The sequence below is a fragment of the Nonomuraea harbinensis genome, from assembly GCF_019396385.1.
In the GTDB taxonomy this organism is placed as follows: Bacteria; Actinomycetota; Actinomycetes; order Streptosporangiales; family Streptosporangiaceae; genus Nonomuraea; species Nonomuraea ferruginea.
In genome coordinates, this window is the sequence record NZ_JAHKRN010000021.1 from 130,878 (window position 1) to 143,240 (window position 12,363).

The following is a 12,363-nucleotide window of genomic DNA, read 5'->3' on the forward strand; positions in this document are numbered from 1 at the left end:
CCGTACGTCCGGGGTCAGCGGGTGTGCCCGGCCGTTCCGGCGGCGACGCGCAGGTCCGCCAGGAAGCCCGCGTACGCCGCGTCACGGTCGGGGGCGCGCAGCACCGCCGACGGATGGATGGTGGCGACCGCGAGCGCGTCGCCCATCGGCACCGGCTCGCCGCGCTGCCTGGTCACCCGGAACGTCCTCCCGAGCAGCGACCGCGCGGCCGTGGCGCCCATCACCACGACCACCCCGGGACGCACCGCGGCCAGCTCGGCGTCCAGCCACGGCCGGCAGGCCTCGATCTCGGCCGCCGTCGGCTTCTGGTGGATCCGCCGCTTGCCGCGTTCGGTGAAGGAGAAGTGTTTGACCGCGTTCGTGACGTACACCTCGTCGCGGTCGATCCCCGCCTCGTCCAGGCCGCGGTCCAGGATGCGCCCGGCGGGGCCGACGAACGGGTGGCCCTGCCGGTCCTCCTGGTCGCCCGGTTGCTCGCCGACGAGCATGTAGCGGGCGCGTCCCGGCCCCTCGCCGAACACCGTCTGGGTGGCGTTCCTGAACAGATCGCATCCTTCACAGCCGGCCGCCGCGCTACGCAACGATCCCAGATCGTGACTCTCGGGAAGGAAGCGGGCTGCGGAATTGTTGACGTTGGTTGTCATCGCCGGTCGTTCTCCCCATAGGCTTCGAGCCTGATCCTGTGCCCGAAGCGGAAGGGCTCAGTCCCGAGACGACCGGCTAGCATGGCATGAGGGAGGAGCCTTGACCGCACACGGCCTGATCGACACCACGGAGATGTATCTCCGGACGATTTACGAGCTCGAGGAGGAGGGCATCATCCCCCTCCGCGCCCGCATCGCCGAGCGCCTGCAGCAGAGCGGCCCGACCGTGAGCCAGACCGTCGGCCGCATGGAGCGCGACGGTCTCGTCCGCGTCGAGGGCGACCGCCACCTGGCGATGACCGACCTGGGCCGCGCCCTCGCCACGCGGGTGATGCGCAAGCACCGCCTCGCCGAGTGCCTGCTGATCGACGTGATCGGCATGCCCTGGGAGGAGGTGCACATCGAGGCCTGCCGCTGGGAGCACGTGATGTCCGAGTCGGTGGAGCAGCGCCTGGTCAAGCTGCTGGGCAACCCCACCTTCTGCCCCCACGGCAACCCCATTCCCGGCCTGGCCGAGCTGGGTGCCGAGGAGGCCGCCGACGCGACCGAGTCCCAGCTGACCCCCATGACCGAACTCGCCGGTTCACAGGGGGTGTCCGTGACCGTGCGCCGAATTAGCGAACAAGTGCAAAGCGATCCCGCTCTCATGCTTAAACTCAAGCAAGTTGGGATACAACCCGGACGCGAGGTGACGCTCGCGGCGAGCGACGACGGTGTGCGGGTGACAGGTGACGGTGACGCGAACGACTCTCTCGCGGAGATCCCGCGTGATGTGGCGGTGCACGTCTTCGTGTCCAGACGCTGATCCCATCCGGGAGATCCTCCACTCCCCCCCGGCCAACACTGTTGCAGGAGCGCCCGTGGTCTTTTCCCGCACGCTTCCCCGAGGAGTGGTCTCCGGATGACACGCTGGGGGGATCTGTCTCACGACGCGGCTGATCGCCTTGCCGCCGAGTCCGTTCTCGACCATGCCGACATGGCCGTGGTGGTGACGGACCGGTTCAGCAATCTCCTCTACTGGAACCCCTTCGCCGAGAAGCTGTTCGGCCGGCCCGGCAAGTCGGCGCGCGACGCCTCCGTGCTGTCGTTCGGCATCATGGAGAAGGACCACCCGCAGGCGATCGAGCTGGCCAAACACGTGCTCAAGGGCAACGTCTGGGAGGGCACGTTCGACGTGCGCCGCGGCGACGGCGCCATCCTCTACGTCCGCGCCCAGGCCGTGCCGCTGCGCCACCCGTCGGGCTCGGTGACCGGCGTCGTCATCACCGCCCGCGAGGCGCTCCGCAGCAACGAGCGCGAGAAGGACCGCTTCGGCCTGCTGGAACGCATCGGCGAGCGGCTGGCCGGCTCGCTGTACGTCGAGGAGACGCTCAAGCGGGTGGCCGAGATGCTCGTCCCGCAGTTCGCCGACCACTGCTTCATCGAGCTGATGGAGGGCGACCGGCTGGTGCGCCGGATCTCTCAGCACGTGCAGGGCTGGGAGCCGCCGGCCGGCACGTGGAAGCCCGTCGGCGCGGAGATCCGCTACCCCGCCGGCCACTACGCCGACGCCGCGCTGCGCCGCCAGGAGACCATCCTGGTCGACGACTTCTCCGGCAACAGCTTTCCGTCCCCGAGCGAGGGCAGCGCGCGGCTGTGCGGCGAGATCGGCATGACCTCCGCGATCGTCGCGCCGCTGACCGTGCGCGGCGAGACGCTGGGCCTGATGTACCTCGGGCTGTCCAACCTCACCGACCGCCGCAGCCCTCACTACGACGCCTTCGACCGCGACTTCGTCGGCGCCATCGCGACCCGCGTGGCGGTCGCCATCGACAACGCGCTGCTGTTCGAGGAGGAGCGCCACACCGCCGAGTCGTTCCAGAAGCACCTGCTGCCGCGGGCGCTGCCGCAGCTCGACGGGCTCCAGATCGCGGTCCGCTACTACCCCGCCGCGCCGCTCGCCTCCCACGGTCAGGGCATCCAGACCCAGGTGGGGGGCGACTGGTACGACGTGATCCCGCTCTCGGCCGGCCGGGTCGGCATCGTGATCGGCGACGTCGAGGGCCGGGGCGCCAAGGCCGCGGCCATCATGGGCCAGCTGCGCGCCGCGCTGCGGGCCTTCGCCCAGGACGACAAGTCGCCCGCCGACATCCTGGCCAGGCTCGACGAGTGGACCCGCATCATCGCCACCCCGGAGAAGGACGACTCCGGCGCCGACATCAGCATCCCGCCCATCGTCACCTGCCAGTACCTCGTCTACGACGCCTGGTCGCGCCAGCTGTCGTTCGCCAACGCCGGCCACGCGCCGCCGCTGCTGCTGAGCGACGGCGAGTGCGTCGAGCTCGACATAGAGGAGGTCGGCCAGCCGCTGGGGGTGCGCGCCAAGGGCCTGCACGCCGACCTGGTCTACAAGGAAGAGACCCGCACGCTCCCGCCCGGCGCCGCGCTGCTGCTCTACACCGACGGACTGGTCGACCGCCGCCCCACCCGCACCGGTCCGGCGCAGGACGAGGAGGAGACGCTCGGCCTGCTCTGCGAGAAGCTCGCCACGATGACCAAGGCCGAGGTCGAACGCATCGCCGAGGCCGCCACGGTCGCCGTGCCCGGTGAGATCGACGACGACATGGCCATCCTGGTCATCCGCTCCAGCGACGAGGACCTCGACGTCGAGGAGCGCACGTTCCCGGCCCAGCCGATCATGGTGGGGGAGGCGCGGCGGATGGCCTCCGACGCCTTCGCCGACTGGAACGTCCCCGAGGAGCGGGCCGAGCTGGCCTGCCTGCTGGTCTCGGAGGTCGTCACCAACGTCGTGCTGCACGCCTCGACCGCCACCGTGCCGCGCAGGGAGCTGGTCGTCGACGGGCCGCCGCTGCCCTTCGAGGAGTCGTGGGACGTGCCCGGCTTCGACAGCTTCGACGACGATGTGGTCGGCGACAAGGAGTTCACGCTCCGGCTGCGCCGCGGCGACGAGTCCGTCTGGGTCGAGGTCTTCGACCAGGACCTGCGGCTGCCGCGCATCCGCAGCGCGGGCGAGAACGACGAGGGCGGCCGCGGCCTCTACCTCGTCGACCAGTTGGCCAAGCGCTGGGGCTCGCGTCCTACCAGGGAAGGCAAAGCGGTCTGGTTCGAGATTCCCACCAGGGGCCGGTGAGTGGTTCACTGCCTGCATGGAGCTGGCCTTCGAACGCCGCGGCACGGGCGAGCCGCTGATCCTCGTCCACGGCATCGGTCACCACTGGCAGGGATGGCTTCCGGTGATGGACCGGCTGGCCGCCTCGCGCGACGTGATCGCCGTCGACCTGCCCGGGTTCGGGCGCTCGCCCGGACTGCCTGACGGCGTCCCGTACACCCCGGAGTCGCTGGCCGACGCGGTCGAGTCGTTCTGCGCGCTGCTGGGCGTCCGCGAGCCGCACGTCGCGGGCAACTCGCTCGGCGGCTACCTGGCGCTGGAGCTGGCCTCGCGCGGCACCGTGCGCACGGCGACGGCGCTCTCGCCCGCCGGGTTCTGGTCCCGCTCGGAGCTGCTCTACTGCCAGGCGGTGCTCAGGGCGACCCGGAAGACGGCGCGCTCGCTGCCGCCCGAGCAGGCCGCCGAACTGGCGGAGAACCCCGTCGGCCGGGCGCTGTCGGTCGGCCTGATGGTCGCGCACCCGTCGCGGATGACGCCGACCGCGCTGCTCGCCGCCACCCAGGCGCTCGCCTCGGCGAGCGGGTTCGACCAGACGCTGGAGTCGTTCACGAACGTGATGCCGCCCGCGCCGCCCAAGTCGCCGATCACCATCGCCTGGGGCGAGCACGACCGGCTGCTGCCGCGCCGCCAGGCCGTGCGCGCCGCCAAGTGGTCGGGCCAGCGGGTCAAGCTGCTCAAGGGCTGCGGCCACCTGCCGATGACCGACGACCCGGCGCTGGTGACGCGGGTGCTGCTGGAGGGCAGCGGCGGTTAGCGCATCGTCTGCCCCCACAGCAGCAGCATGACGATGATGAAGACGATCACCACTCCGGCGTAGCCGACGGGTCCGAGCCGGATCGCCCGGCGCACCCGGTTGAGGCCCCAGGCGAACAACAGGGCCAGGAAGACCAGGAGGATCAGGCCGCTGTCCATGCAGTCCAGTATGCGCCGCCGGCCCGGGTTCCGCGCGGGTCAGAAGCCGAAGGACCGGCCGATGATCTCCTTCATGATCTCGGTGGTGCCGCCGTAGATGGTCTGCACCCGGCTGTCCAGCCAGGCCTTGGCCACCGGATACTCCATCATGTAGCCGTAGCCGCCGTGCAGCTGGAGACACCGGTCGATGACCTTGGTCTGCAGCTCGGTCGTCCACCACTTGGCCTTGGCCGCGTCGACCGCGGTGAGCGTGCCGGCGTTGAGCGCCAGGACGCACTTGTCCACGTAGTGGCGGGCGATCTCCGTCTCGGTGGCCAGCTCGGCCAGGACGAACCGGGTGTTCTGGAACGAGCCGAGGTTGCGGCCGAACGCCTGGCGGTTCTTGCAGTACTCGATCGTCGCGGCCAGCACCGTCTCCGCCGCCGCCACGGCCGCCACCGCGATCGACATCCGCTCCTGCGGCAGGTTGTTCATCAGCTGGAAGAAGCCCTGGCCGTCCTCGGGGCCCAGGCGGTTGGCGACCGGCACCCGCACGTTCTCGAAGAACAGCTCGGCGGTGTCCTGCGCCTTCATGCCGATCTTGTCGAGGTTGCGGCCCCGGCCGAAGCCCTCCATGCCCCGCTCCACCACCAGCAGCGTCACGCCCCTGGCCCCGGCCGACGGGTCGGTCTTGGCGACCACCACCACGAGGTCGGCGTTGATGCCGTTGGTGATGAACGTCTTCTGCCCGTTCACCACGTAGTGATCGCCCTCGCGGACCGCGGTCGTCCTGATGCCCTGCAGGTCGCTGCCCGCGCCCGGCTCGGTCATCGCGATCGCGGTGATCAGCTCCCCGCTGACGAACCCGGGCAGCCAGCGCTGCTTCTGCCCGTCATCGGTCAGATCCACCAGGTACGGGGCCATGACGTCGTTGTGCAGCGAGAAGCCCAGGCCGGAGGCACCCTTCCCGATGAGCTCCTCGACGATGACCGCGTTGTAGCGGAAGTCCTTGATGCCGGCGCCGCCGTGCTCCTCCGGCACCGAGAACCCGAACATGCCGACCTCTCCGGCCTTCTTCCAGACGTCCCGCGGCACGATGCCGTCCTTCTCCCACTGGTCGTGGTGAGGGGCGACCTCGCGGGTCATGAACTCGCGCACGGTCTCCCGGAAGAGCAGGTGTTCCTCGTCGAAGAGGTCTCGCTCCATGACGCCTCCTAGGTGGGTTCTCCGGACACCAGAATACGATTCTGGAGACCTGGACACGGGTTCATCACAAGTGCAATGAGATGCACCTGTTGTCTGGGTTGCCGCCCCTAAGATCTAGCTTCGGTTTCGTGTGTGCGTGATCGGAGAACGCCGTGAGTCGGTGGCGTAGGGCATGGATAGCCGCATCAGTCGGCTTAACGGCTTCGGCCGGGCTGCTGACGATGCCCGCGGAGGCGCAGACCTTCAATCTGGTCGTCGACTACAGCTGTACCGGAGGGGTTGCCGGGAACAAGCCGGTGACGCTTACGGCACGGGTGCAGATCCCGACCAGTGCGCAGACGGGCAGCATGCTCTCGCTCGGCTGGACGGTCGAGTACACGGGCACCAACCGCTTCAAGTCGCCCGACTATTTCCCGGCAGGCGCCCGGGTCTCGCTCGTCGGCAACGTCAAGCTGGAAGGCGCCTGGAACGGCGTGCTCCAGCCGCGCGGGGTCGAGGAGCAGGGCGACCTTCAGCCCAACCAACGGCTCGAAGCGCCCGAGGGCATGTCTTCCGAGGCGCACATGACCGAGGAAGGCGTGATCAGGCTCACGCCGCAGAATCTCACCGTGGATTTCGTACCGCCCGAGGGCGAGAAGATCGTCAACAACGACGAGCCGGGCCGGATCACGTACAAGGGGGGCTGGTACCACCAGTTCACCGAACCCAAGTACGGCGATTACCAGCGTGACCTGCACACGACCGCGAACCGCACCGACGAGGCCGTCATCAAGTTCCACGGCACCGGGTTCGAGGTCATCGGCCGCCGGATGCCGGACGTCGGCCGGATCCGCGTCATCATCGACGATGACGCTTCAGCGATCGTGGACACGTCGAGGACCGAGACCGGCGAACCGACGAACGTCATTCAGGGCAACTCCGTCCTGTGGCGGCGCGACGATCTTCCGTACGGGGCGCACACCCTGCGGGTCCGGGCCCTCGACGACGGCAAGGACGTGCACCTCGACGCGTTCAAGCTGCTCACTGCGGATCTGATCAACCCGCCGACGCTGCACCGGTCGACCTGCACGATCACCAACAACCCGGGCACCGTAGAGATCAACGTCGGCGGCAACTCCTCCCCGCCGCCCACCGAAGACCCGACAGATCCTCCGACCGAGGACCCGACGGACGACCCCACGGACACCACGAGTCCGACCACCACTCCCACCACGACCCCCAGCACCACGCCGCCCGGTCATCACGACCTGCCGAACGACGGCGGGCGTCACGTGAGCGTGGTGGTGCCGGGAAGCACCACCACGCCGACGCCGTCCGCCAACCCCACCGTCACGAACTACAAGGCGCAGGTCGTCGCGACTCCCACCGGCGGTGTGGACACGGGTGAGGCTCCGGAACGGGAGGCCGGCTCGCAAGCACTGCTGCTGAGCGGGAGCCTGCTGTTGATGGGCAGCGTCACCGGTGGCCTGCTGATGCGGCGCCGCCGGGCCGAGCATGCCGGAGGGATGGACCGATGACCCAGCCGCAGAAGTCCCCGACGAGCCGGGCGATGCCCGCGCTGCTGATCGCCGGTTCGCTCGGCGGCGTGGGCGTCATCATGGTCGGCCTGCTGTCGTTCATCCCGCCGGTGGACGACGGCTCGGGGTCGGTCCCGCTGGCGCAGGGCGAGCCCACGCCGGTGCAGTTCCAGAACGCGGGCGCCTTCCAGCTCGCGCCCACCGTCGGCCCCGGCGGCGACAACGTGCCGCTCACCCCGGCCCGCCTGGAGGCGCCGCCGCCCCTGGCCGCCGTGCCGACTGTGGCGGCGATCCCGCCGGTCAAGTCGAAGAAAGCCAAGGCCAAGACCCGGCCGACCCGGATCCGCATCCCCAAGATCAAGGTCAGCTCCCGGATCAACCCGGTCAAGCTGACCAAGACCGGCGCCCTCGGCACCCCGCCGCTCAGCAAGCCCAACGTGACGGGCTGGTACAACAAGAGCCCGCTCCCGGGCGAGCTGGGGCCCTCGATCATCAACGGCCATGTCAGCACCAAGAAGGGCGCGGCCGTCTTCAAGCGTCTCAACGAGCTGGCCAAGGGCGACCACATCTACGTGTACCGCTCGGACGGCAAGGTCGCCCGCTACACCGTGAGCGGGATCGAGCAGGTCAGCAAGAAGACGTTCCCGACGAACCGGGTGTACGGCAACACCAACGACGCCCAGCTCCGGCTCATCACGTGTGGCGGAGTCTTCAACCAGAAGGCGCACAGCTACACCGACAACATCGTGGTGTACGCGACGTTGTCGAAGAAGAAGGGCTGACGGTCTGGTTTTGGTTGTTTACAGAAGCCTGACAGGATGAGTCCGTATGCTCTTCCCCAACTGTGACCGATGAGACCACGCTGTATTGGAGAAGGACAGTGCTGACGTCCCAGGCGAGGCGCCGCCTCGTCCAGAAGACCTCCTCGGCCTTAGGGCTGGTGGGCACATTCGTCCTTCTTGCCGGCTCGCTGGTCGTCAACGCCGCCCCCGCGAGCGCGGCGGCCCTGGTGGTCGAGAAAGACATCATCTTCACCTGCACCGGCGAACGTTTCACCAACACCTCGATCACGGTCAAGTTCAGCGCCCCTGATTCGGTGCCTGCGGGCTCGCCCTTCAACCTGACTTTGGGCATCCCTGCTCTAACTCTCGGACAGGCTGTGACGACGGCGACGACCGTTTCGGTCAACGCCCAGATGACGGTGACCGGCGGCACGGTCACGCCGGGCGTTAAGCCAGGGGCTCAGGTTCCCGTGAACACCACGGCGATTCCGGCAGGCAACGTGACGTACCCCGTCGCGGTGACCGCGGGCGCGACCGGCAAGGTAACCATCAAGCCCACGACCTTGACCCTCGGTCTTACTTCGCCGGCAACGCCCGTGGAGACCTGCACTCCCTCCACCGCCACCGATGTCCTCGAAGTCCCGATCGGCACGGGTGGCGGCGGCAACACCGACGAGATCGTCAGCTACACGTGCACGGCCGGCACCGAGACGCCCGCCACCGTCGACATCAAGATCACGCCGACCATGCCGACGGGCGCCAAGGCCAACCAGGACGCCTCCATCACCTGGGCGGCAGCCGTCCAGACGACCGGTGACGAGCTGAAGGTGCCGACGACCGGGTTCCCGACCGGCAGCAAGTACTTCGCCACGGTCAAGGCCAGCGGCGCCGGAGCGCCCGCCACGGCGACGGGCGAGGCGGCCATCACCGGGACGGCTGGGCAGAGCCTGACGACCCTGCCCAACGTGACGATCAAGGTGAGGCCCACGACCACCGGCACCGTCACCATCACCCCAGGCGACCTGGCCTTCGGTACGAGCGCGACCGCGGCGACCCTCAAGTGCACGGCTCCCACGACCGGCCTGCCCACCTTCACGTTCCAGGTCGCCGCGGCCACGTCCACGCCGACCGACGATCCCACCGGCACGTCGACCCCGACTCCGACCCCCACCAAGACGACCACGGTGATCGTCACCGAGACCCCCACCACCCGGACCACCAGCCCGACGGCGCGCTCGTCCAAGACGCCGAAGGACGGGGTCGCCACCGGGGCCGGTGGTGACGCCGGGCCCGACGGGCGGATGTTCGTCCTCGCCGGATCCATGCTGATCCTGGCCGCCGGTGGTGGCGGGCTGCTGATGCGCCGCCGCGCCGCCAGGGGGTGATCGGCCGTGGTCAACCAGTATCCGTACGGCTCACCCGTACCGCCGCCCCCGCAGCCCGACGACGGCGGGAGGGTGCTGCGCACGACGCTGCTGGTCGCGGCGATCGCGGGGGTGGTGACCGTGGTCGCGGGGATGCTGATCGTGCTGGGCGCGCCCGAGGAGTACGGGCTGGCGAGCGATCGTGACTCGCTGGCCCTGACCGCGCAGCCCGAGGGGAAGGCGGGGCAGCCGGAGCAGGCGATGTTCCAGGCCGCCCCGGATGTGCCGCCGCCGCTGCCGCAGATCCAGCCTGCCCCGGCGATGCTGCCGTCGAGCCCGGTGCGGCTGAAGGTCAAGCGGCTGGGCATCGACGCGCCGATCAAGTCGGTGGGCCTGGCCAAGGACGGCACGATCCAGGTGCCGCCGTCGGACAACCCCAACCTGGTCGGCTGGTACCGGAACATGTCGACCCCGGGCGAGGCCGGCCCGGCGGTGGTGCTGGGCCACAAGGACACCCGGACGCGCAGCGCCGTGTTCGCCCGCCTGCCCGAGATCCGCAACGGCGACCAGATCGAGGTCAAGCGGCAGGACGGCGTCACGGCCGTGTTCACGGTCGGCGGCGTCGAGCAGGCGGACAAGAAGACGTTCCCGACGCAGCGGGTCTACGGCCCGCAGCAGAACGCCCAGCTCCACCTGATCACCTGCGGTGGCGTCTACAACCGCAACACCGGCCACTACACCGACAACGTCATCGTGTACGCGACGATGACGAGCTCCTATCGAAGCTGATCGCGGAGGCGCGCAATGGGCTGGATGGCGAAGCGGAGACTGCGTACTGGCCCCACGGCGGCTCTGCCCGCCAGGCCGGACCGGTCGGAGCTGCTGCGGCTGGTGCGGCTGGCCGACCCGGGCGCGCGGGAGGACGGCGACGACGTCGTCGCCGTGGACGTCCGGGTGCACGCGCCGGTCGAGGCCGATCCCGGCCTGGTCGGCGGTGAGCTGGAGCAGGTGTGGGCGTGCCGGGTGACCGCGGAGGGCCCGCTGCCCGTCGACTACTTCGACCGCTTCCTGGCGGAGGGGCTGGCGTTCCGGCTGGGCGGGCTCGCCGTCTGCCGGGGCGAGGTCACCGATCCCGCCGACGAGAGCCTGCCGGGCGGGCCCGCGGTCATCCTGCCGGTCAGGCCCGCCGCCGAGGAGCTGATGGAGCTGCTGGAGGGTGAGGTCGAGCAGGAGGAGGAGTTCGTTTTCACCGCCGGCGGCGTACGGGTCCTGGTCGTGCCGGAGAAGGGCCAGCCGCCCGCGGCCCAGGAGCTGCTGCCGTTCGCGGCCGAGCTGACCGCCCTCGAACTGCGCGGCGACGACCAGGCGAAGCTGGCCACGCTGGCGCTGTCGCTGTCGGACGCGCTGAACGGGCTGGTCGTGGACCGGTGGCGGTTCCGCGTCGACCGGGCGGAGGATCTTCTGCCGCCTGCGTCATAGGCACCCGATCATAGTTCTGCTGTACTCTCGGGGAGAGAACCGAATATTGCTCGGTTTACAGGAGGAACAGTGGCAGAGGCGTACATCGTCGGGGCCGTCCGGACCCCGGTCGGAAAGAAGAAGGGCGGCCTGTCCACCGTCCACCCCACCGATCTTGCCGCGCACACGCTCAAGGCACTGATCGACCGCACCGGTGTAGACCCCGCGGCGGTGGAGGACGTGATCATGGGGTGCGTCATGCAGTTCGGCCCCCAGTCCCTGGACATCGCCCGTAACGCCTGGCTGTCGGCCGGCCTGCCGGAGACCACTCCCGGCGTCACCATCGACCGCCAGTGCGGCTCCTCCCAGCAGTCGATCCACTTCGCCGCGCAGGGCGTCATGTCCGGCACCCAGGACCTGGTCGTGGCGGCCGGCGTGGAGTCGATGAGCATCGTGCCGATGGGCTCGCCGGTCTCCGCCGCGCTGGAGAAGGGCCTGCCGTTCCCGTTCGGCGAGACCTGGGTCGAGCGCTACGGCAAGCAGGAGATCTCCCAGTTCCGCGGCGCGGAGCTGATGTGCGAGAAGTGGGGCCTGGAGCGCGCGGAGCTGGAGCGCTTCGCCCTGGAGTCGCACCAGCGGGCGGCCAAGGCCATCGCCAACGGCTACTTCAAGGAGCAGATCGCGCCGATCAACGGCGTCGAGGACGACGAGGGCCCGCGCGCCGACACCACGCTGGAGAAGATGGGGTCGCTGAAGACGCTGAAGGAGGGCGGCCAGATCACCGCCGCCACCTCCTCGCAGATCTCCGACGGCTCCGGCGCCGTGCTGATCGCCTCCGAGCAGGCCGTCAGGGACCACAACCTGACCCCGCGCGCCCGCATCACCCAGCTCACGGTCGTGGGCGACGACCCGGTCTACATGCTGACCGCGCCGATCCCCGCCACGCAGAAGGCGCTGGGCAAGGCCGGGCTGTCGATCGACGACATCGACGTGGTGGAGATCAACGAGGCGTTCGCGCCGGTGCCGCTCGCCTGGATCAAGGAGCTCGGCGCCGACCCGGCCAAGGTCAACCCCAACGGCGGCGCCATCGCCCTGGGCCACCCGCTGGGCGCCACGGGCTCGATCCTCATGACGAAGCTGCTGAACGAGCTGGAGCGCACCGGTGGCAGGTACGGCCTGCAGACGATGTGCGAGGGCGGCGGCCAGGCCAACGTCACCATCATCGAGCGCCTCTGAGGCCCGTCGGGGCAGGCGGCGGGGACCTTGGCGGGCGACCCCGCCCCCGGCCCTGACGCGAACGGCGCCCCGCCCCCCGCGAAGGGGGGCGGGGCG

Annotated in this window: 12 protein-coding genes; 9 read left to right on the plus strand and 3 right to left on the minus strand. The window is 69.8% G+C overall.

The features are described 5' to 3' along the window. Positions 1-14: 14 nt before the first annotated feature. Positions 15-644, minus strand: coding sequence for a UdgX family uracil-DNA binding protein (locus tag KME79_RS22700; protein ID WP_219546193.1), 630 nt, complete (start codon positions 642-644; stop codon positions 15-17). Positions 645-744: 100 nt separating this feature from the next. On the opposite strand from KME79_RS22700, the gene KME79_RS22705 reads away from it, so the two are divergent. From KME79_RS22705 to KME79_RS22715, 3 genes are all read left to right on the plus strand, one after another. After that, positions 745-1,449: an iron-dependent transcriptional repressor DtxR gene (locus KME79_RS22705; protein WP_148036733.1), complete on the plus strand. Its 705-nt coding sequence runs from the start codon at positions 745-747 to the stop codon at positions 1,447-1,449. A gap of 96 nt (positions 1,450-1,545) precedes the next feature. After that, positions 1,546-3,774: an ATP-binding SpoIIE family protein phosphatase gene (locus tag KME79_RS22710; protein WP_219546194.1), complete on the plus strand. Its 2,229-nt coding sequence runs from the start codon at positions 1,546-1,548 to the stop codon at positions 3,772-3,774. A gap of 16 nt (positions 3,775-3,790) precedes the next feature. Then, a complete protein-coding gene (locus KME79_RS22715; RefSeq protein ID WP_148036735.1) occupies positions 3,791-4,567 on the plus strand; it encodes an alpha/beta fold hydrolase in 777 nt (258 codons plus the stop codon). On the opposite strand, the gene KME79_RS22720 is transcribed toward KME79_RS22715, so the two are convergent. Both KME79_RS22720 and KME79_RS22725 read right to left on the minus strand, forming a co-directional pair. Continuing rightward, complete coding sequence (locus KME79_RS22720) at positions 4,564-4,725, minus strand: hypothetical protein (RefSeq protein ID WP_187281611.1); 162 nt, start codon at positions 4,723-4,725, stop codon at positions 4,564-4,566. The genes KME79_RS22715 and KME79_RS22720 overlap by 4 nt on opposite strands. 39 nt (positions 4,726-4,764) lie before the next feature. Continuing rightward, positions 4,765-5,910 (minus strand): acyl-CoA dehydrogenase family protein, encoded by a 1,146-nt coding sequence (locus KME79_RS22725; RefSeq protein ID WP_219546195.1) that lies wholly within the window; start codon positions 5,908-5,910, stop codon positions 4,765-4,767. 296 nt (positions 5,911-6,206) lie between these two features. On the opposite strand from KME79_RS22725, the gene KME79_RS22730 reads away from it, so the two are divergent. From KME79_RS22730 to KME79_RS22755, 6 genes are all read left to right on the plus strand, one after another. Then, positions 6,207-7,427, plus strand: coding sequence for a hypothetical protein (locus KME79_RS22730; protein WP_219546196.1), 1,221 nt, complete (start codon positions 6,207-6,209; stop codon positions 7,425-7,427). Then, positions 7,424-8,209, plus strand: coding sequence for a class F sortase (locus KME79_RS22735; protein ID WP_148036738.1), 786 nt, complete (start codon positions 7,424-7,426; stop codon positions 8,207-8,209). Before KME79_RS22730 ends, KME79_RS22735 begins: the two co-directional genes overlap by 4 nt. Before the next feature lie 98 nt (positions 8,210-8,307). Beyond that, positions 8,308-9,594, plus strand: a complete 1,287-nt coding sequence (locus KME79_RS22740) for a hypothetical protein (protein ID WP_219546197.1) — start codon at positions 8,308-8,310, stop codon at positions 9,592-9,594. A 6-nt stretch (positions 9,595-9,600) separates the two neighbouring features. Continuing rightward, on the plus strand, positions 9,601-10,362 hold the full coding sequence (locus KME79_RS47055; protein WP_219546198.1) for a class F sortase: 762 nt from the start codon (positions 9,601-9,603) through the stop codon (positions 10,360-10,362). Between the two features lie 24 nt (positions 10,363-10,386). Beyond that, positions 10,387-11,052 carry a hypothetical protein gene (locus KME79_RS22750; protein ID WP_219546199.1) on the plus strand — a complete coding sequence of 222 codons (666 nt, stop codon included), beginning with the start codon at positions 10,387-10,389 and terminating at the stop codon, positions 11,050-11,052. Between the two features lie 69 nt (positions 11,053-11,121). After that, entirely contained in the window at positions 11,122-12,267 is a 1,146-nt protein-coding gene (locus KME79_RS22755) for an acetyl-CoA C-acetyltransferase (RefSeq protein WP_219546200.1), read from the plus strand. Positions 12,268-12,363 lie beyond the last annotated feature (96 nt).

Bases quoted from the DNA above. Each gene is read 5' to 3' on its own strand.
- KME79_RS22715 (WP_148036735.1), top strand. From the start codon at position 3,791: ATGGAGCTGGCCTTCGAACGCCGCGGCACGGGCGAGCCGCTGATCCTC.
- KME79_RS22725 (WP_219546195.1), bottom strand. From the start codon at position 5,910: ATGGAGCGAGACCTCTTCGACGAGGAACACCTGCTCTTCCGGGAGACC.
- KME79_RS22710 (WP_219546194.1), top strand. From the start codon at position 1,546: ATGACACGCTGGGGGGATCTGTCTCACGACGCGGCTGATCGCCTTGCC.
- KME79_RS22720 (WP_187281611.1), bottom strand. From the start codon at position 4,725: ATGGACAGCGGCCTGATCCTCCTGGTCTTCCTGGCCCTGTTGTTCGCC.
- KME79_RS22700 (WP_219546193.1), bottom strand. From the start codon at position 644: ATGACAACCAACGTCAACAATTCCGCAGCCCGCTTCCTTCCCGAGAGT.
- KME79_RS22735 (WP_148036738.1), top strand. From the start codon at position 7,424: ATGACCCAGCCGCAGAAGTCCCCGACGAGCCGGGCGATGCCCGCGCTG.
- KME79_RS22750 (WP_219546199.1), top strand. From the start codon at position 10,387: ATGGCGAAGCGGAGACTGCGTACTGGCCCCACGGCGGCTCTGCCCGCC.